Below are 17,961 nucleotides of genomic sequence, written 5' to 3'. Positions count from 1 at the left end.
GGCCAATCTTGCGGCCCACCAAGCGGGCGCCACTTTGCAGGCGCCGGTGGGTCAGCTCTTGTTGCACTTGATAGGCCAGATGCAGGGTCTGGCGTGCATCGCCCAGCCGGGCGAGCTCCTCGCGCACCGGGTGCGTGCAAGTGCCGCTGATATGGGCTTGCCAGAGCCGATCGGCTATGCGCTGGATGCTGGTCATGTCTCTCCTTGTTGGAACAGGGCCGTCAATGGGCCGCTAGAAACGTCAGTGCCATCAACGAACGCACGCATTTGCCGCATTCATTGGTCAGAGCAGGTCAATGTCGGCGTGCATGCTGGGCGTTCTGCTGCTGATTGGTGCAAGTGGGGCGAAAGGATATCGAGTGCAGGCAGACAAATGACCTGCCTGTATTCATAAAAAACAGGAATAAAGCAGGAAATTTAAGTTCGTTCACTGCATGAACGACATAGACGGGTGTTGAAGCTTTTGGAGGGTGCAGCTCGTGCAGAATTTATCTAGACGATGTCCTTGATGGAATGTGCGCTATGTGCACGTCAGATGAATTTTTTTGCTGTTTCGTGGCCTAGTTTCGCAAAATCTCCGGCATTCATTCGCCGCCATAAGCGCAGGTCAGCTGCGGCTTTGGTTTTTTTATTCGGAGAAATTGCCCATGGGTGCCAGCATCGTCCAACTCAAATGCTTGTCGCACACCCCGCTGCGGGGCTTGAATGACCCTTCGCCAAATATCGTGGCAGAGGTCAATCAGGTCATTGCCTCGGTTCGTGCTGATGTGGAGCAGTTCGACCCAGAGCTGATCATCGTGTTCGCGCCCGATCATTACAACGGCCTGTTCTATGACTTGATGCCGCCTTTTGTCATTGCGACTCACGCCGTTTCCGTGCAAGACTATGACACTTTGCCTGGCCCGCTGGCCATCCCTGCCGATATGGCGCTGGATTTGGTGCGGCATGTGATGGACAGCGATATCGACGTTGCGCTGTCGCACCGTTTGCAGGTCGATCACGGCTGCACGCAGATTCTGGAAGAAATGACGGGCAGCCTGACGCGCTATCCAGTGATTCCCATCATCATCAACTCGGTCGCGCCGCCGTTCACGCCGTATCGTCGTGTGCGCCTGCTCGGTGAGGCCGTGGGGCGTTTCATTGCCTCGCTGGGCAAGCGCGTGCTGATCCTGGGTTCGGGGGGGCTTTCGCACGAGCCGCCTGTGCCGTTGCTCTCCGGGGCCAGCCAGGAGGTCAGTGAGTTCCTGATTGCGGGCCGCAACCCCACGCCAGAGGCGCGGGCTGCCAGGCAGGCGCGCACCGTGGCTGCCGGCAAGATTTTTGGTACCCCCGACTGCTCCCTGACGCCGCTGAACGCCGAGTGGGACAAGGCTTTCGTGGACATGCTGATTCACGGCCGCCTGCAAGAAGCCGATCACTTTGAGATTGACGCCATCTCCCGCACGGCTGGCCGATCCACCCATGAGATCCGCACCTGGGTGGCCGCTTTTGCCGCCATGGCCGTGCAAGGTGCCTATACAGGCCGGTGTGATTACTACCGCCCCATCAACGAATGGATTGCTGGCTACGGTGTGGTCAGCGCCGAGCCTGCCAGCGCCTGATTGGCATAGGGCCGGCTATCCCAGTCGGGCCGCGCGAAATCAAACCCACAAGCCCTGATGAATAAGGAGAAATGCCATGAGCACTGCCTACACCGAAGCCGACACTAGCCGTTTTGCCCGCATCCAAGAGCAGTCGCTGGATCTACAAGTGCATTACAACGATACGGGCAGCGGCAACGAAACGGTCGTCATGCTGCATGGCTCTGGCCCTGGCGCCAGTGGTTGGGCCAATTTCAATCGCAATGTGCAGCCTCTGGCGGATGCAGGCTATCGGGTCATCTTGCTGGACTTCCCGGGCTGGAGCAAAAGCGATCCCATTGTCTGTACCGGCTCACGCTCTGACTTGAACGCCTCGGCGCTCAAGGGCCTGCTGGATGTGCTTCAGTTGGAGAAGGTGCATGTCATTGGCAACTCCATGGGGGGGCACAGTGCAGTGGCATTCGCACTGTCCAATCCCACGCGGGTGGGCAAGCTGGTGTTGATGGGTGGAGGGACAGGGGGGCTCAGTCAATTTGTGCCCATGCCGGCCGAAGGCATCAAGTTGCTGCAACAGCTCTATCGTGAGCCGAGCATCGAAAACCTGCGTCGCATGATGCAGGTCTTCGTCTATGACACCAGCCATCTCACGGAAGAGCTGTTCCAGGCCCGCTTGGCCAATATGCTGGCGCGGCGCGATCATTTGGAAAACTTCGTCAAAAGCCTGCAGGCCAATCCGCGCCAATTTCCCGACTTTGGGCCACGGCTGGGAGAAATCCAGGCGCCTGCGCTCATCATTTGGGGGCGTGATGATCGTTTCGTGCCCATGGACATTGGTCTGCGCCTGCTTTGGGGCCTGGGCAACGCCCGGCTGCATATCTTCAGCCAATGCGGACACTGGGCGCAGTGGGAGCATGCCGACGCTTTCAACCGCTTGGTGCTGGATTTTCTTCAGCACTGAGCAAGTGCATGTTCAATGTCGTGCACGGCTTCCTGCAGCAGGGGCAGTAGGCGGGGCACGGCGTCTTCAATGCACATGGCCCGTTTGAAGAAAATGATGTTGACACACCCCAGCACCCGCGTGCCTGCGCGCACAGGCAGGGCAAGGGCGCGCACTTTTTCTTGATGCAGCCAGTCTCCGTCGTTGGCGCCAAAGCCCTGAGATCGAGTTTTTTTCAGCAATGCATCGACTAGGCGAGCATTGCGTGCCAGGCGTGCCTGCGCATCATGCCCCTGGCGCAGAAAGCGCAGGATTTCTTGCCGTTCCGTATCTGGGCAGGCGCTTAGATAGGCTCGTCCAACGGCGGTGAACAGCACAGGCATGCGCTGGTCAATGACCGCACGATGCAGCGACAGCGGGCTGGTGTGGTGTGTGGACTCGCGTACCACCATGTGCCCGCCCTCCAGCACGCAGAAGTCCGAAGGCCAGATCGCCTTTTGTTGCAAGCGCTCTAGGGCTTTGCCCGCCACTTCGCAAACCCAGTCCCCATCGGTGAAGCCATCGCTGAGCAGACGCACTTTCCGATTCAAGCTGTAGTGCTCGTTAGATTGGTTGCGCCGCACATAGCCTTCGGATTGCAGGGTTTCCAGCATGCGCCGCACTGTGGTGCGGTGCAGCCCTGTTTCTCGGCTAATTTTTGAGATGGATGCCCGTCCGGAGGGCTCCTGATTCAGGCTTTGCAGGATAGCCAGCCCACGCCGCAAGCTCTCGACGGGCTTGTAGGCGCTGCCCTCAATGTTGGAGGCCTCCGCATTGACTTCAGGCACAGCGGGGGACAGACTGGCCGCCGAAGAAAAATCGGGCGCTGCGCGAGGATGGCGTATGGCCTTTTCCAACCCCAGGTCTTCTGGAAGGCATGGAAAGTCCTTCCATTGGGAGTTGCTCGCCTTGTAAAGGTTGACATAGGTCCTGTGACGGGCACCTTGATCGGTATGATGTTTCATGCCTGACGGCTTCTCCTACATAGTGCGATACACCCTCTGTAGGGGTTAGTTGGTTGACACAGATCTGCCTGTTGGATCTGTGGACCATGGTGGTGTTTCTTTTTTCGTGCAACGGCGTGGCCAGCCGTATTCCCCAAGAATCAAGGTATCGAGCTCGCGCTCAATGTCTTGCACGCACTGGCGCAACGAGCCCAGATAACGTTCGGCGGCTTGGTCCGTGGTCATGACCCGGCGAAAGAACATGATGTTGATGGCCCCCAGCACACGGTTGCGCCAACACACTGGACAGGCAATGGCACTGATGTTGGGGTCGGTGCCGCCGGTGGAGTCTGCATAGCCGCGCTCACGCGCTTGTTGCTGACTGTGCATCAGTGCATGCAGTTGCTGTTCGCGTGATGCGCCATCGTCTCCCAGCGCGTCGGCCACCGCCAGCATTTGCTGCATGCTGGCGTCTGATACGGCGCTGAGGATGGCCACTCCCAGGGCGGAATGCAACAAAGGGCGGGTCTTGCCGATCATGGCCCGATGTACGGACAGAGGGCTGAATCGGTGTGTGGACTCCTTGATCTCCAGTTGCCCTGCAGTAAAGGTTGCAAAATCGCTGGGCCACTGCACTTTGGCCAGCAATCGGCCCATGTGTGGTCCTATGACTTGCACGATCTGGTCCTCATCCTTGACGCCATCGGAGAGCTGCTGGATTTTTTTTGTCAGGAAAAAACGCCCATCACCAGGGCGCCGGTAGATGTAGCCAGACTGTTCCAGCGTGAACAGCAGTCGGTAGGTCGTGGCGCGGTTGATCCCTGTGCGCCTGGTCAGCTCACCAGGGTTGGACCAACCCAGGTCACTCAATGCGGCCAGCAGATCCAGTCCGCGCTCCAGCGCTCTGACGCGAGGGTAGGTTTCGGTATCTGACAAGATGTTTTCCTTCGACAGACTCTTAACAGTGGCTGGTTGTTGCACCTTGCTCAGGCCATGTAATAGCCGCCATTGACATCCAGTGTGCTGCCCGTTACGTAGCTCGCCTCAGGCCGGATCAGGTACGACACGGCAGCGGCCACCTCCTCGGGCAGGCCAATGCGCTCCAGAGGCACCAAGCCCAGGGCTGCGCGCTCATCACCAGGGCGCAAACGGGCGCGCAGCATGGGCGTGTCGATCAGACCTGGTGAAACGACGTTGGCCGTGATTCCTTGTGGCGCTACTTCGCGGGCCAGGGCCTTGGTAAAGGCGATGACCGCAGCCTTGCTGGCGACGTAGGCGGCGCAGGACTGGTAGCCCCCCAGCTGCGCAGCCGTCGATGCGAAATTGACGATGCGCCCATGCGCAATGTCGGGCGGCAATTGCATCAGAAAGCCTCGGCACATGGCATAGGTGCCAAAGGCATTCACAGCAAATACCCGGTTCCACAGTTGCGGTGAAGTTGCCTTCACGTCAATGCGCGCCCCACCGTCACCCACTGGCGAGATGGCTGCCACATTGACCAGAACGGACAGTCCGATGCCTTGCGATTGCAATCGGGCATACATCCGCTCGATCGATTCCAGCTCGCCAATATCCACTTGGACTACCGCATGCCGCTGCCCTGGCAATGTATCGGCCAGAGCCTGCAAGGCCACCACCTCTTTGCAATCGGCCAAGACGATTCGCAGCTCCTGCTGTGCCAATGCTCGGCATACTGCCTGCCCAATGCCACCGGCTGCGCCTGTCACCAGCGCGGTTCTTGTTTCCATGCTTGCCTCCTAGCGTTGGCTGGGTCTGGATCAATCGCCCAAGATCTTGGGCAGCCACAGTGCAATGGCAGGGAATGCGATCAGCAAAGTCAGGCGAATCAGGTCGGCTGCCAGAAACGGCGTCACCCCCTTGAAAATGGTGAGCAAGGGCAAGCGTTCACCCACTACGCTGCGCATCACGAAGACATTCATGCCCAGAGGCGGGGTAATCATGCCGATTTCCACTAAGGACAGGGTCACAATCCCCCACCAGACTAGGTCATGACCCATGCCCACAATCAAAGGCACCACCAAGGGTGTCGTGACCAGCACGGCTGCCAGAGTGTCGAATACCGTGCCCAGCAGCAGGTAGAACATTGCCAGCATCAGCAGAATCAGCCAATGGGGCATGGTGTCGAGGTCCACCAGGCTGAGTACCAGCTGCGTCGTGTCGGTAAAGCTCATGAAGCTGGCAAAGATATTGGCGCCAATGAAAATCACATAAATGGCGCCAGCATTCAAGGCCGTATCCAGCAGCGAAGCACGGAACTGTACCCATGTGAAGCCCTTGGTCGTGATGGCAAAAGCCAGTGCCAGCAGCACACCGACCGAGGCCGCCTCTTGTGTGGTGAAGAAACCGCCATACAGGCCGCCCAGAACCAGTGCAAACAACACCACCGGCCGCCAAGCCTGTAGCGTGCTCCTGTATGCCAAGGTCCAGTCGAAGGACTCTGGCGCTGGCGCAATGTCTGGCTTGAGACGTACCGCCGCGGCAACGGCTAGCACATACATAAGCACGGCCAAAAGTCCTGGAAGCAAGGCAGCCTGGAAAGCGACTTGGATGGACTGTTCGACTACCAGGCAGTACACAATCAGGACCACTGAAGGGGGAATCAACGCTCCCAGAGTCCCTCCAGCGGCAATGCAGCCGGCAGCCAAGCTCAGGGCGTAGTTGCGGCGCTCCATTTCGACAAAGGCCACTTTGCCGAATGTCGCTGTCGTGGCAATGGAAGAGCCGCAAATGGCGCCGAAGCCGCCGCAGCCCAGTACCGATGCCACAGCCAGCCCGCCACGGCGCGAGCTCAGCCATGCCGATCCCGATTTGAAAATGTCTCCGGACAATCCAGCCCACGTGGCAAAGTTGCCCATGAGCAGGAACAGCGGAATGGCCACCATGTCGATACTGCTCAAGGCCCGGGCCACCTCGTTCTGGGACACGACCAGCGCTTGCTCAGCACCCAGCGTGAGGGCCAGATAGCCTGCGCCCACAATGGCCAGCGCCACCCCAATGGGCACTTGCACGGCAATCAGCAGATACAGCACCAAAAATGCCATACCAGCCTGCATGCCGGCAGGGGCGTCTGTATCGACCCAAGTCAAGCTCAGCCAGACACAGAGTGCCACGGAGCCCAACACCACGGCAGCAGCGCGCCAGAAACCAGGCTGACCATACGCTCGGTCGCGCAATGCCAGCCACCAGGCCCACAGCGCCTTGAGCAATACCGCAGCGGCGGCCAAGGCCAGCACGGCTGCGGCCAGGCCCCACCATTTGGCAGTTGCCCAGCCCAGCACCATGGTTTTTTCGTCATAAGCCAGCGCGTCCTGAGCCCGAAACGCCAGTGCGCCAGCAAACCAGCCCAGCACTATGGCTTCGGCCAGATCACACACCAGGCGCACGGCGGTTTGATTGCGTCCGGCCAAAGCCCGCATCATGTCCATGCGGATATTGAGATGGCGCACGAACACCAGCCCGGCAAGACCCGCCACGCAAATACAAATAAACAGGCCATTGAGCTCGTAAAGTCCTCTGACGCTGTACGGCGTCAGAGTGCGCAGCAGGATGTCGACGACCGTTCCCGCCGCAATCAGCAAAAGGCCAATCAAAGATGCCAGAGCCAGGTTTTTGCAAAACTTTTCAACCCATCCTTCTCTGGGGATGGGTGCTGCATGGGCAGAGGAACTCATGGTTACTCAGCCTTGCGGACTTCCTGTATTGCATCTGAATACACTTGCCATATCTTTGGGCCATTTTCAATGGATCCTGTCCAATGATCAATGACAGGTTGAACCATTTTTGACCAACGCTCGATATCGGCATCACTTGGTGTAATGATGGTGTGTGCAGGATTGTCCTCAAGCATTTTCCTAAGGCGCTGGTTTTCATTTTCCAAGCCATTTGACCAACGATCAATGAAATTGACTCCGCCATGCTTCTCTAGGGCAGATTTCGCTGCCTCTGGAAGCTTGTCGAAGGAGCGTTTGTTGATGACGAGAAAAACTGTGCCAGACCCCATAGGTGCGTCAACATGCCAAGGCACGAAATCAAGCACCTGCCACGTATAGAGGGCATTCCAGTCATTGAGGCTGCCGCGAAGAATTTTCTTGGAAAGGTTCTCAGCCGTCTGGGTCACGGGTAAACCAACCGGGATGATGCCCAGCGCTTCCACAGAGGCGCTGGCCAGTGGCCCTGCTGCACGTATGCGCTGGCCTTTTAGATCGTCCAGCGACTCGATTTTCTCTGTTGAATGGGCAGTCAAAATTCCGGAGGACGCCAAGGCAAAAACTTTGACATCCTCAAACCCATCCATCAGTCCGGCTTCGTATAGGCTCCAAATTCCAGTCGATGCTTCTTTGATAGTGCGCGCCTGGAATGGAATTTCTGGAATGTCTGCGGCTTTGAATCGGCCCGGCATGTATCCAGTAACGCCCCATCCCATATCCACCAAGCCGCGTCGTACCGCATCGAAAACTTCATCTGCCTTGGCCAATGAGGCGCCAGAGTAAATCTTGATTTTTAAAGTCCCCTGAGAGTCTTTTTCAATATCTTTTGCCAATGGCTCATACATGCCTTTGGTGAGGTAGGCGGTGGGTCCTGCAAAATTGGCAAATTTGAACGTCACTGGTTTGCTCTGGGCCAAGGCAGCGCCGCAGGCCAGAGAAATGGAAAGTGCGAATGCCTTGAAAACCATTTTCATCGTTTTTCTCCATTAAGAACCATCCTTATCGCCTATCGGCAAGATAGGCTGCCGAATTAAACACAGACACCGTCCTGCAATCAATCAGAAATAGCGAGCTGTTCACTTGATAAACATGGCACTGGGGCAAACCCTGTGGGGTATTGCCGCGTCTCTGGCCAGGCAATGGCTTTTGGCAGGTGCCTTGAGGCGGTGTGAGCTTGCTGGGGGACGCAGGGCGCAAGGTCATGATGGCATTGAGCATCCATGCATAGTAGGGGCCTTGGTTTTTGATGGCGTGCAGGCCCGCGTCTGCATCTGAGGAGAAAGCGGCACTGATGGGGGGCAGGGTGAAGCGTCGTCAGCAGCGACTTGCATCACCGGCAACGCCAGGCCCTCAACAGCCCAGCGTGAAAACCGCCGGGGTCTTGCCATCGACCGGGCAGGCGCCGCCCAGGCTGCGCCATTGCTGCACCGGACGGCTTTGGCTGATGGCGCCCGGCAGGCTCAGTCCAGCGCTGATGGACAGCCAGGTATCGGGCCGCAGCTGTTGCAGCAGCGCCTGCCACAGGCGCGCGTTGCGGTAGGGGGTTTCGATCAGGATTTGCGCCTGGCCGCTGCGGCGGGCCTGGGCTTCGAGCTGGCCGATGGCGGCAGCGCGGGCCGCGTCGTCTTGCGGCAGGTAGCCGACGAAGGCAAAGCTCTGGCCATTGAGGCCAGAGGCGGCCAGAGCCAGCAGCAGCGACACCGGGCCAACCAAGGGCAGCACGGCCAGCCCAAGCTGGTGCGCGGCGCGCACGATGGAGGAACCTGGATCGGCCACGCCGGGCATACCTGCCTCGCTGACCAGGCCGATGTCGTGCCCGGCCAGTGCCGGTTGCAGCAGCGCGCGCGGCTCAAAGGCCGCAGCGTCGCCATCGCTGGCGCTGCGGGTGGCGTGGGCGCCGTGGCGTTCGGGCCGCTGGCGGGCGGCCGCGTTGCGGCTGGCCCTGGACCGTGTGGCGCCGGCGTGGTCGCCTTGTTTGTGGATGTGGCGCGGCAGCTCGGCGATGTGCAGTTCTTGCAGGGGGGCCGCCAGTGGGTACAGCGCGTCGATGCGCTTGAGGTAGGCGCGTGCGCTTTTGGCGCTCTCAGCAATCCAGTGGCGCAGCTGTGCCGCCTCGCGCAGCGTGTGCACGGGCAGCACCTGCTCCAGCGGCACTTGTTCGGCGCAGCCGAAGTCCAGCGGCGCGGGCACCAGCAGCAGGCGCCCGCGCGGCGCGGTGGCCGCAGCGGTGGTGGTCGGCGCGCTCATGGGATGGCCAGCCCGGCCTGGCGCAGCAGGCGGCAGGTGCGGATCAGCGGCAGGCCGATCAGGGCCGTGGGGTCGTCGCTGGCGATTTCGTCCAGCAGTGCAATGCCCAGGCCCTCGCTCTTGGCGCTGCCGGCGCAGTCGTAGGGCTGCTCGGCAAGCAGGTAGCGTTCGATGGTGGCGGCGTCCAGCGGGCGAAAGCGCGTGCGCACCGGCGCCAGCTCCTGCAGCGCCAGGCCGCGCGCCTGGCAGACCACGGCCACGGCGGTGTGGAACACCACGGTGCGGCCGCTCATCTGCGTGAGCTGGGCCACGGCGCGTGCGTGCTGCAGTGGCTTGCCCAGCGCCTGGCCGTCGAGTTCGGCCACCTGGTCGGAGCCAATGACCAGCGCCTCGGGGTGGCGCGCGGCCACGCTGTGCGCCTTGGCCAGCGCCAGGCGCTGGGCCAGCGCCTGCGGGGCCTCGCCCGGCAGCGGGGTTTCGTCCACGTCTGGGGCGATGGCCTCGAAGGGCAGGCCCAGGCGGGAGAGCAATTCCTGCCGGTAGCGTGAGGTTGAGGCCAGGATCAGCCGCAGGGCAGCGCCCTGCTGGCCGGGGGATGAAGGGGAGGGAGTCGGGCGGTTCATGGCGTGATTGTCGCCCGGCGCAGTGCGCCCGCCGCGCATGGCGTGCACACTGGCCGCGTGCTGCCAAGGGCAGGATAATTTTCTGCAGGGGCCATCCTGCATCCAGCGTTTTGGCGGGGGCAGGATGGCGGGCAAAGGGGCAAGCCGGCAAGGAGGAGAACACATGGGACTGGCGCAACTGCAAAGCCGGGCGTTGCTGGGTCTGGAGGCCCCTGGCGTGACGGTGGAAGTGCACCTGGCCAATGGCCTGCCCAGCTTCACGTTGGTCGGGCTGGCGGACGTGGAAGTGCGCGAGGCGCGCGAGCGCGTGCGCTCGGCCATTCTCAACAGCGGGCTGGAATTTCCCAGCAACAAGCGCATCACCGTCAACCTGGCGCCGGCCGATCTGCCCAAGGATTCAGGCCGGTTCGACCTGCCCATTGCGCTGGGCATTCTGGCCGCCAGCGGCCTGCTCGATGCGCAGCGCCTGGCAGGCTTTGCTTTTGCCGGGGAGCTCTCGCTCTCGGGCGCGTTGCGGCCAGTGCGCGGCGCCCTGCCCATGGTGCTGGCACGACCAACGCCGGCCATGCCCAGCCCCGGTGCGGATGCGAGCGCAGCGGCCGCCGTGCCTCTGCAATGGGTGCTGCCGCCGGGTAGCGCCGAAGAAGCCGTGCTGGCCCCCGATTGCACCGTTTACCGTGCTGCGCATCTGCTGGATGCGGTGGCTTTCTTCCGCCAGGGCGGCTCGGGGCCGGACGCTGCCGCAGCCGATGCCGAGCCCGGCCACGGCCTGGTGCGCCTGCAACCCGGCGATGCCCGCCATCCGCCGCCGCGCTACCCGGACATGGCCGACGTCAAAGGCCAGCTGGCTGCGCGCCGGGCGCTGGAAATTGCCGCTGCTGGCGGTCATCACCTGCTCATGGTCGGGCCGCCTGGGGCGGGCAAATCCATGTTGGCGCAGCGCCTGGCCGGCCTGCTGCCGCCGCTGACGCCGGCCGATGCGCTGCAAAGCGCCGCCATGGCCAGCCTGACCGGGCCATTGCGTTGGGAGCAATGGGGCGTGCGCCCAGTGCGCAGCCCGCACCACACGGCCAGCGCCGTGGCGCTGGTGGGCGGCGGCTCGCCCCCCAAGCCTGGAGAAATCTCCTTGGCGCACCAGGGCGTACTGTTCCTCGATGAACTGCCGGAATTCCCGCGCGCGGCATTGGAGGCGCTGCGCGAGCCGCTGGAGACCGGCACCATCCACATCGCCCGCGCCGGGCGCCACGCCCAATTCCCGGCGCGCTTTCAGCTCATCGCCGCGATGAACCCCTGCCCTTGTGGCCATTGGGGCTCCACGGCGCGCGCCTGCCGCTGCACGCCTGAACAGGTGGCCCGCTACCAGGGGCGGCTCAGCGGCCCCTTGCTGGACCGCATCGACCTGCACATCGAAGTGCAGGCCTTGCCCGTGCAGGAGCTGATGCAGGCCGGCGGAGGCGAGCCCAGCGCCACTATCCAACAGCGCGTGGTGCGCGCCGTGCAGTACGCCCAGGCCCGGCAAGGCCACACCAACCAGGCGTTGGAAGGCAAGGCCCTGCAGCAACATGCCCCACTGAGCGATGCCGCGCGCCAGCTGCTGCAGGCGGCTGCGCAGCAAATGCAATGGTCGGCCCGCGCCATGCACCGCGTACTGCGCGTGGCGCGCACCATCGCCGATCTGCAGCAGGCCAACCAGGCCGAACCCAACGCGCCCACGCCCAGCCCCATCGAGCCCGCCCACGTGGCCGAAGCCGTGCAATACCGCCGCGCGCTGCTGACGCAGAAAGATTGAGTTGTGTGGTGAGCTGGGTCTGCCAGTGCTTGCGCGCGCGTGGCTGGTAGCTGGCAAGAATGAATGCCAGATAGGGGCTCACTGCAAATTTCAGATGGCGGCCAGCACCTCGCCCCGGCAGTTGCCGAAGCCGATGCGGGCTGCACCGGGCTTTTCGCACCATCCAGAGAGGATTACGGCATCGCCATCGGTCAGGAAGGTGCGGGTCTCGCCCGTTCCGGCCAGAGTGATGGGCTGCGTGCCACCCAGGCTTAGTTCGACCAGCGCGCCGGCTTCCTCCGGCAGCGGCCCGCTGACTGTGCCGGTGCCGCACAGGTCTCCAGGGCGCAGATTGCATCCGCCTACGCTGTGCTGAGTCAGCATCTGTGCCACCGTCCAATATTGGTGGCGCAGGCTGGTGCGTGAGACGGGCGCGGGCGGTAAGCCCTGGGCGCGGTGCTGGGCGGTTTCGATGTGCACGGCCAGTTGCACGTCGATGCCGCCTTGGACGCGGTTTTCGGCCGAGTCCAGATAGGCCAGCGCTGGCGGGTCTTCGGTGCTACGAGGCAGCGGCGTGCGGTAAGGCGCCAGAGCGTCCATGGTCACCACCCATGGCGACAGGCTGGTGCAGAAGTTCTTGCCGAGAAAGGGCCCCAGCGGATCCATTTCCCAAAACTGGTGGTCACGCGCCGACCAGTCGTTGAGCAGGCACATGCCGAAGATGTGCCGCTCCGCCTCGGCCAAAGGCACGCGGCGGCCCAGAGGGTTGCCTGGGCCGATGAAAAACCCCATTTCCAACTCGTAATCCAAGCGCGTGCAGGGCGTGTAGATGGGGGTGGCTGCACCGGCTGCGCGGGCCTGGCCATGGGGGCGATGAAATGGCGTGCCGCTGATGACCACGCTGGAGGCGCGACCGTGGTAGGCGATGGGCAGCCATTGGAAGTTGGGAGTGAGCGGATCGTGTGGGCGAATGACGCGGCCCACGTTGCGCGCGTGATGGATGGAAGTGTAGAAGTCTGTGTAGTCGCCAATCTGGCTGGGCAGGGTGTACTCCACGTCATCAAGGGGCAGCAGGCAGCTGCGCAGCATGGCGATACTGGCGTGCGGGGCGCTGGCTTCCAGCAGTGTGAAAAGTGTCTGGCGCAATGTGCGCCAAGCATCGGTGCCAGCGGCCATGAAGTCGTTCAGCGCTGGGCGCGCAGCCAGTTGCAAGGCGTCGGCTGCAGCGCCAGTGCACTGCCCAGTGCGCACCAGCGCGGCCAGATCCAATGCCTGGTCGCCGATGGCGACGGCACCGCGCCAGGGGCCATCGGTGCCGCGCGGGCGCAACACGGCAAAGGGCAGGTTTTGCAGCGGGAAGTCGCTGTGGCAGTCGTTGGCGCTGGCCAGCCAGCTGCGCGCTGCCGGGTCGTGTGTGAAGTCAAGCGCCATCGGTCGTCTCCTGCAGTGCGTCGTCAAAAATGGCCACTGCGCGGGTCCAGCCGGCCGATGCGCCACGGATCTTGTGTGGGAAGCAACTGATGAAAAAGCCAGTGGGCGGCAATGCCTCCAGGTTGTGCAGTTTTTCCAGATGGCAGTAGCCAATGTCGCGGCCGGCCTTGTGACCTTCCCAGATCAGGTTGGCGTCGCCAGTGGCCGCATACTTGCGCGCGGTGTGGATGAAGGGCGCGTCCCAGCTCCAGGCGTCGGTGCCGGTCAAGCGCACGCCCTGCTCGAGCAGGTACATGGTGGCTTCGTAGCCCATGCCGCAACCGCTGCTGACGTAGTCGGGCTGGCCGTAGCGGCTGCCCGCGCGCGTGTTGACAACGACGATCTCCAGCGGCTTGAGGGTGTGGCCGATGCGCTGCAACTCGGCCTGCACGTCGGCTGCGCTGACCACGTAACCATCGTCGAAGTGTCGAAAGTCGAGCTTCACGCCTGGCTGGAAGCACCACTCCAGCGGTACTTCATCAATGGTCCAGGAGCGTTTTTTCTCGCCCAGCGCCTTGTCCATGGTGCTGTGGAAGTGGTAGGGGGCGTCCAGATGCGTGCCGTTGTGGGTGGACAGCTGCACCATTTCCACGGCCCATACCTCGCCATCGGGTAGGTCCTGTTGCTGCAGGCCGGGAAAGAAAGGCGCCATTTGCCCAAATGAGTTCTGGTGGTCGAAATACTCGATGCGCGGCGCGAAGGCCGGCGGATCCGAGACGACATCGTTTTCGAGGTAGATGGACAGGTCGACGAAGCGGCGGGGCATGGTGATGTTCCTTTGTTGTCAATGAATCATGGCGGCTGGGGTGGGCGCCAGCATGGCTCTGCCCAGTGTGGCCTGTGCGTGCAAGGTGCAAAAGGGTTTCATCCTCCGGGCGTCTTGAGCAGCAGCAGGCTCAGCTGTGGCACAAAGATGAGCACCAACAATACGGCCAACATCATCAGCGTGAACGGCAGGGTGCCGCGAAAGATCTCGCCCAAGGCGATGGATGGCTCACGCAGAGTGCTTTTGATGACGTAGACCGACAGGCCAAATGGCGGTGTGAGCAGGCCGATTTCTACCGCGACCACGGTCACCACGCCAAACCAGATCAGGTTCATGCCGAACTGCTCGGCGATGGGCAGCATCAGTGGCAGCACGATCAGCAGGATCGAGGAAGAATCGATCACCATGCCCAGGGCGATGACGATGGCCACGTAAAGCAGCAGAAACCCCTTGGGCCCCAGCCCCATTTGCGCCATGTACTCGACCAGAAACTGCGGTAAGCCAGACATGGCCAGCATGCGTGTGTAGATGCTGGCACAGATGATGAGAAAACTGACAGAGACGGTGACGTGGCCTGTTTCGGTCAGCACGCCCCACAGTGCGTTGAATGTGAGCTTGCGGCGCACCAGGGCAATGAGCAGCGCCAGAGCTGCGCCGACGGCGCCTGCCTCGGTGGCGGTGAAGTAGCCGGCATACAGCCCCCCCAGCACGGTGGCGATGAGCACGATGCTGGGCAGCAGCTTGGCGGCCATGGCGGTGGGCGAGAGCAGGTTTTCGGCATCGGCGGCCTCTGAGCGGGCGGCGTAGACGGCGTGTGGCCAGAACCTTGCCATGAGCACAATGCCCACTGCATAGGCCAATGCCAGCAGCAGTCCCGGAACAATGCCGGCCGTGAACAAATCGCCTACCGATTGGTTGGACAGGAAACCGTAGAGGATCATCAGCAGGCTTGGCGGGATCAGCATGCCCAGCACCGATGAACCGGCTACGACGCCGACCGCAAAGCGTGGCTGATAGCCAAAGCGCAACATTTGCGGCACGGCCACGCGCGTAAAAACCGCGGCCGAGGCAATGGAAATGCCCGTGATGGCGGCAAACACCGCGTTGGAGGCCACGGTGGCAATGCCCAGCCCACCGCGCACGCGGCGCAGCAGCTGGTTGGCCACCTCGAAGGCATCCTTGCCGACATCGGCGCGCGCCACCAGCAGCCCCGTCAACACGAACAGTGGAACGACGCCGAAAATGTGGCTGGCAATGGCATCCTGGCTGGCCTGCGCCAACAGGTTGGCGGCGATGGCCGGGTCACCTCGGATCAGCCATACGCCGATGAAGGAGATCAGGCCCAGCGCCACGGCCACATGCATGCCGGCCCAGATCAATGCCAGCATGCACAGCAGCGACAGGGCGGCTACCGTGATGGCGCTCATGCCATGCTCCTTGGCACTTTGCCTATGCTGCGCATGTCCTGCAGTGCCAGCAGCAGGAATGTGAGCAGCGTTGTACCCATGCCGATCAGCATGATCAGACGCACTGGCCAGACCGGTGCAGTGAAATCGCCGACGGCGCCGATGTGCTCCTGGATGCGGATCGACTCCACCAATGGTTGCCAGGCCGCCCACACAATGATGCCCATCAGCAGGGCTCCAGCCAGGTGGTACACGGCCTGCAGAATGGCTGCCCACGCAGGTCGCGAGCGCTGCAGGCGCCCGAGCAGGATGTCAGCGCGCGTCATGCGCCCAGCTGCCAGCGTATCGGCCAGCTGCAGGAACACGATGCCGACGATGGACAGCGAGACCAGCTCGGTGACGCCACGCACGGGCATGTCGAGCCAGCCTCGACCGATCACATCGGCATTGATCAGCAGCATCAGGGCCACGATCCACAGTGTGCCCAGCGCATTGAGCGCCTGTGTGAGCCGCTGCCAGCCTGCAGGCAGCGGTTGATTAGTGTCTGTGGTGCCGTGCGTGTGCATGCTCATGTGCCCTCCAGGCAGCGGCAGCCCAGGTTATTGCTGTGACCAGTCGCGCGCTGGCTGCACGCCGGCTTTTTTCAGACCCTCCATGAAGCTTTGCAGCACCTGGCTGCCGGGCAGGCCCTTGGCCTGTAGCTCGGTGGCCCAAGTCTGGGCCACAGGTGCCAGCGTATCGGCCCAGCGTTTGCGTTCTTCGGCTGGGAGTACGCTCATCTTGGCCCCGGCTGCCTCCATTTTTTGCAGCACGCTGGCAGCCGCCTGGGTTTGTGCGGCGGCAAAGCGCTGCTGATACTCGGCGCCCACCTCGCGCAAGATTTGCTGCACCTCGGGCGGCAGGCGCTCGAAGCGGCGCTTGTTCATGACCACGCCGCCCGCGTATTGCGAGCCAAAGTTGACCTGGGTGATGTAGGGCGCCACTTCATGCACCTTGGCGCCCCAGGCGCCCGTGGCAAAGGTGATGACGCCACTGGAAACCCCGGACTTGATGTCCTCGTAATAGGTGTTCAGGTTGCCCGCCACAGCGATTGCGCCCGTGCCGGCAATCCAGTTGGCCGATGAGCCGGGCGCGGTGATTTTTTTGCCCTTCAAGTCGTCCACGGAGCGGATGGGGAAGTTTGTCCAGATGTGGTATGTGTCCAATGCCGCGCCGCCTAGGTAGACTAGGCCGTTTTTTGTCCAGGCCTGTCCCATGGCGGCGATGCTGTCTTGCATGTCGTCCACCACCTGGGTGACGGTGGCGATGTTCTCGGTGCCAAAAGGCGCGTAATAGCTGACGTTTTGCAGCGGAAAGCGCGATGCCTCGAACAGGGTGCCAACGAAGCCCAGATCGGCCACGCCGTCGGCAATGCCCTTGGATTCAGCGCCAATCTTGATCAGCGTGCCGCCCCAGGCGCGGGTCCATTCGATGCGGTGCTGATTGCCCGCATCGGCCAAGCGCCGGTCTACTTCGGGGATGAAGAATTCGTCGATCAGCTTGACCCATAGGAATACTGGCGGATGGCCGCCAGCGGCGGTCAGGCGAATGGTTTGCTGCGCGTGCGCAGCGTGGCCGGTCAATCCCAGCCAGGCCAGCAGAGCAGCCCAGAGCAACAGCGTGGTTCGTCGTTTCATGGTGTATCTCCTTCGGAAACGGGCAGGGAGGATGGTGGGTTCAGCACGGCATCGATGCCACAGCAAATGAAGCGTTGCAACAGGGGTGCGGCCTGCGCATCGTTGGGCAATGCTTGGCCGTGGGAGAGAGGCCCGATGCGCTTGTCGCACAAGTGGTGCAGCAGCGCGCCCAGCGCGAATTGGTAGGCCCAGGCGGCCTGGGTGCGTGTGGCCTGGGGGCGTGCGGCATGCAATGCATCGATGAAGGCATTGGCTAGGGGATCGAAAAAATCGTGCAGCACGCTGCCCAGATCGCTGGAGCCCAGTGCCACCTCACGGGCCACGAGCATGGCGTAGTACTCGCCCTCAGCGCTGGAGCGCAGCTGCAAGACTGGTTCGACAAAGGCCTGCACGATGCGTGGCAGCGCATCGCTGCCACCGTCGGCCTGGTGGCGCACCGCGGCTAGGCGTTGCAGGCGGGCATCCAGGGTTGGCTTCCAGTGCGCGAAGATGGCGTGAAACAACTCTTGCTTGCTGCCATGGTGGTAGCTCACCAATGCCAGAGGCACGCTGGCCTCGGCGGCAATCTGACGCAGCGAAACAGCGTGGTAGCCCCGCTGGGCAAATAGCCGCTCGGCGGCCAGCAGGATGTCGGCGCGCCGGTCACGCCGCGCAGCATCAGTGGCTCGGGGGCGGCCAAGTACAGGGTCTTTTGAATGGGATGCAGGGGCGGACGGTGTGAGCATGCCAGACATTGAACGATCGTTCAATGTCATTGAACAGTCGTACAAACCCTGA

16 protein-coding genes and 1 pseudogene are annotated in these 17,961 nt (G+C 62.3%); 3 read left to right on the top strand and 14 right to left on the bottom strand.

Going from position 1 to position 17,961, the window contains the following annotated elements; translation table 11 throughout:
- A pseudogene (locus tag CK620_RS09645) lies at positions 1-196 on the bottom strand (2-keto-4-pentenoate hydratase); the annotation flags it as partial.
- A 451-nt stretch (positions 197-647) separates the two neighbouring features.
- Here CK620_RS09645 and CK620_RS09640 point away from each other — a divergent pair.
- Both CK620_RS09640 and CK620_RS09635 read left to right on the top strand, forming a co-directional pair.
- Positions 648-1,601, top strand: coding sequence for a 3-carboxyethylcatechol 2,3-dioxygenase (locus CK620_RS09640; RefSeq protein WP_095550106.1), 954 nt, complete (start codon positions 648-650; stop codon positions 1,599-1,601).
- 76 nt (positions 1,602-1,677) lie between these two features.
- Positions 1,678-2,538 carry an alpha/beta fold hydrolase gene (locus CK620_RS09635; protein ID WP_095550105.1) on the top strand — a complete coding sequence of 287 codons (861 nt, stop codon included), beginning with the start codon at positions 1,678-1,680 and terminating at the stop codon, positions 2,536-2,538.
- Here CK620_RS09635 and CK620_RS09630 read toward each other — a convergent pair.
- From CK620_RS09630 to CK620_RS09600, 7 genes are all read right to left on the bottom strand, one after another.
- A complete protein-coding gene (locus CK620_RS09630; protein WP_095550104.1) occupies positions 2,529-3,521 on the bottom strand; it encodes a DNA-binding transcriptional regulator in 993 nt (330 codons plus the stop codon). The genes CK620_RS09635 and CK620_RS09630 overlap by 10 nt on opposite strands.
- Before the next feature lie 45 nt (positions 3,522-3,566).
- Complete coding sequence (locus tag CK620_RS09625; RefSeq protein ID WP_095542065.1) at positions 3,567-4,481, bottom strand: IclR family transcriptional regulator domain-containing protein; 915 nt, start codon at positions 4,479-4,481, stop codon at positions 3,567-3,569.
- A gap of 5 nt (positions 4,482-4,486) precedes the next feature.
- Complete coding sequence (locus CK620_RS09620; protein ID WP_095550103.1) at positions 4,487-5,248, bottom strand: SDR family NAD(P)-dependent oxidoreductase; 762 nt, start codon at positions 5,246-5,248, stop codon at positions 4,487-4,489.
- A gap of 30 nt (positions 5,249-5,278) precedes the next feature.
- Positions 5,279-7,192: a TRAP transporter large permease gene (locus tag CK620_RS09615; RefSeq protein ID WP_095550102.1), complete on the bottom strand. Its 1,914-nt coding sequence runs from the start codon at positions 7,190-7,192 to the stop codon at positions 5,279-5,281.
- Positions 7,193-7,194: 2 nt separating this feature from the next.
- Positions 7,195-8,202: a TRAP transporter substrate-binding protein gene (locus CK620_RS09610; RefSeq protein WP_095550101.1), complete on the bottom strand. Its 1,008-nt coding sequence runs from the start codon at positions 8,200-8,202 to the stop codon at positions 7,195-7,197.
- 376 nt (positions 8,203-8,578) lie between these two features.
- The gene (locus tag CK620_RS09605) at positions 8,579-9,475 is read right to left on the bottom strand and encodes an SAM-dependent methyltransferase (protein WP_095550100.1); all 897 of its coding nucleotides are present in this window, start codon (positions 9,473-9,475) and stop codon (positions 8,579-8,581) included.
- The gene (locus CK620_RS09600) at positions 9,472-10,098 is read right to left on the bottom strand and encodes a Maf family protein (protein ID WP_095550141.1); all 627 of its coding nucleotides are present in this window, start codon (positions 10,096-10,098) and stop codon (positions 9,472-9,474) included. The genes CK620_RS09605 and CK620_RS09600 overlap by 4 nt, the downstream gene beginning before the upstream one ends.
- 163 nt (positions 10,099-10,261) lie before the next feature.
- On the opposite strand from CK620_RS09600, the gene CK620_RS09595 reads away from it, so the two are divergent.
- Positions 10,262-11,887, top strand: a complete 1,626-nt coding sequence (locus CK620_RS09595) for a YifB family Mg chelatase-like AAA ATPase (protein WP_095550099.1) — start codon at positions 10,262-10,264, stop codon at positions 11,885-11,887.
- Between the two features lie 90 nt (positions 11,888-11,977).
- Here the strand turns inward: CK620_RS09595 and fahA are convergent, their stop codons facing one another.
- The 6 genes from fahA to CK620_RS09565 form a co-directional block, all read right to left on the bottom strand.
- Positions 11,978-13,297, bottom strand: a complete 1,320-nt coding sequence (fahA, locus tag CK620_RS09590) for a fumarylacetoacetase (RefSeq protein WP_095550098.1) — start codon at positions 13,295-13,297, stop codon at positions 11,978-11,980.
- Complete coding sequence (locus tag CK620_RS09585) at positions 13,287-14,102, bottom strand: cyclase family protein (protein WP_095550097.1); 816 nt, start codon at positions 14,100-14,102, stop codon at positions 13,287-13,289. The genes fahA and CK620_RS09585 overlap by 11 nt, the downstream gene beginning before the upstream one ends.
- A 98-nt stretch (positions 14,103-14,200) precedes the next feature.
- Positions 14,201-15,529, bottom strand: a complete 1,329-nt coding sequence (locus CK620_RS09580) for a TRAP transporter large permease (protein ID WP_095550096.1) — start codon at positions 15,527-15,529, stop codon at positions 14,201-14,203.
- Positions 15,526-16,080, bottom strand: a complete 555-nt coding sequence (locus CK620_RS09575; protein ID WP_095550095.1) for a TRAP transporter small permease subunit — start codon at positions 16,078-16,080, stop codon at positions 15,526-15,528. The genes CK620_RS09580 and CK620_RS09575 overlap by 4 nt, the downstream gene beginning before the upstream one ends.
- Positions 16,081-16,107: 27 nt before the next feature.
- Positions 16,108-17,184, bottom strand: coding sequence for a C4-dicarboxylate TRAP transporter substrate-binding protein (locus tag CK620_RS09570; RefSeq protein ID WP_095550094.1), 1,077 nt, complete (start codon positions 17,182-17,184; stop codon positions 16,108-16,110).
- Positions 17,181-17,909: a TetR/AcrR family transcriptional regulator gene (locus tag CK620_RS09565; protein ID WP_095550093.1), complete on the bottom strand. Its 729-nt coding sequence runs from the start codon at positions 17,907-17,909 to the stop codon at positions 17,181-17,183. Before CK620_RS09565 ends, CK620_RS09570 begins: the two co-directional genes overlap by 4 nt.
- Positions 17,910-17,961 lie beyond the last annotated feature (52 nt).

Source organism: Vandammella animalimorsus (assembly GCF_002285285.1).
GTDB lineage: Bacteria > Pseudomonadota > Gammaproteobacteria > Burkholderiales > Burkholderiaceae_C > Lampropedia > Lampropedia animalimorsus.
Note: the sequence above shows the minus strand (reverse complement) of the source record. Positions and strands in the feature narration are given on the sequence as shown.

Coding starts and splice junctions, on each gene's coding strand:
- CK620_RS09640 (WP_095550106.1), top strand. CDS start 648: ATGGGTGCCAGCATCGTCCAACTCAAATGCTTGTCGCACACCCCGCTG.
- CK620_RS09635 (WP_095550105.1), top strand. CDS start 1,678: ATGAGCACTGCCTACACCGAAGCCGACACTAGCCGTTTTGCCCGCATC.
- CK620_RS09630 (WP_095550104.1), bottom strand. CDS start 3,521: ATGAAACATCATACCGATCAAGGTGCCCGTCACAGGACCTATGTCAAC.
- CK620_RS09620 (WP_095550103.1), bottom strand. CDS start 5,248: ATGGAAACAAGAACCGCGCTGGTGACAGGCGCAGCCGGTGGCATTGGG.
- CK620_RS09615 (WP_095550102.1), bottom strand. CDS start 7,192: ATGAGTTCCTCTGCCCATGCAGCACCCATCCCCAGAGAAGGATGGGTT.
- CK620_RS09610 (WP_095550101.1), bottom strand. CDS start 8,202: ATGAAAATGGTTTTCAAGGCATTCGCACTTTCCATTTCTCTGGCCTGC.
- CK620_RS09605 (WP_095550100.1), bottom strand. CDS start 9,475: ATGAGCGCGCCGACCACCACCGCTGCGGCCACCGCGCCGCGCGGGCGC.
- CK620_RS09600 (WP_095550141.1), bottom strand. CDS start 10,098: ATGAACCGCCCGACTCCCTCCCCTTCATCCCCCGGCCAGCAGGGCGCT.
- CK620_RS09595 (WP_095550099.1), top strand. CDS start 10,262: ATGGGACTGGCGCAACTGCAAAGCCGGGCGTTGCTGGGTCTGGAGGCC.
- fahA (WP_095550098.1), bottom strand. CDS start 13,297: ATGGCGCTTGACTTCACACACGACCCGGCAGCGCGCAGCTGGCTGGCC.
- CK620_RS09585 (WP_095550097.1), bottom strand. CDS start 14,102: ATGCCCCGCCGCTTCGTCGACCTGTCCATCTACCTCGAAAACGATGTC.
- CK620_RS09580 (WP_095550096.1), bottom strand. CDS start 15,529: ATGAGCGCCATCACGGTAGCCGCCCTGTCGCTGCTGTGCATGCTGGCA.
- CK620_RS09575 (WP_095550095.1), bottom strand. CDS start 16,080: ATGAGCATGCACACGCACGGCACCACAGACACTAATCAACCGCTGCCT.
- CK620_RS09570 (WP_095550094.1), bottom strand. CDS start 17,184: ATGAAACGACGAACCACGCTGTTGCTCTGGGCTGCTCTGCTGGCCTGG.
- CK620_RS09565 (WP_095550093.1), bottom strand. CDS start 17,909: ATGCTCACACCGTCCGCCCCTGCATCCCATTCAAAAGACCCTGTACTT.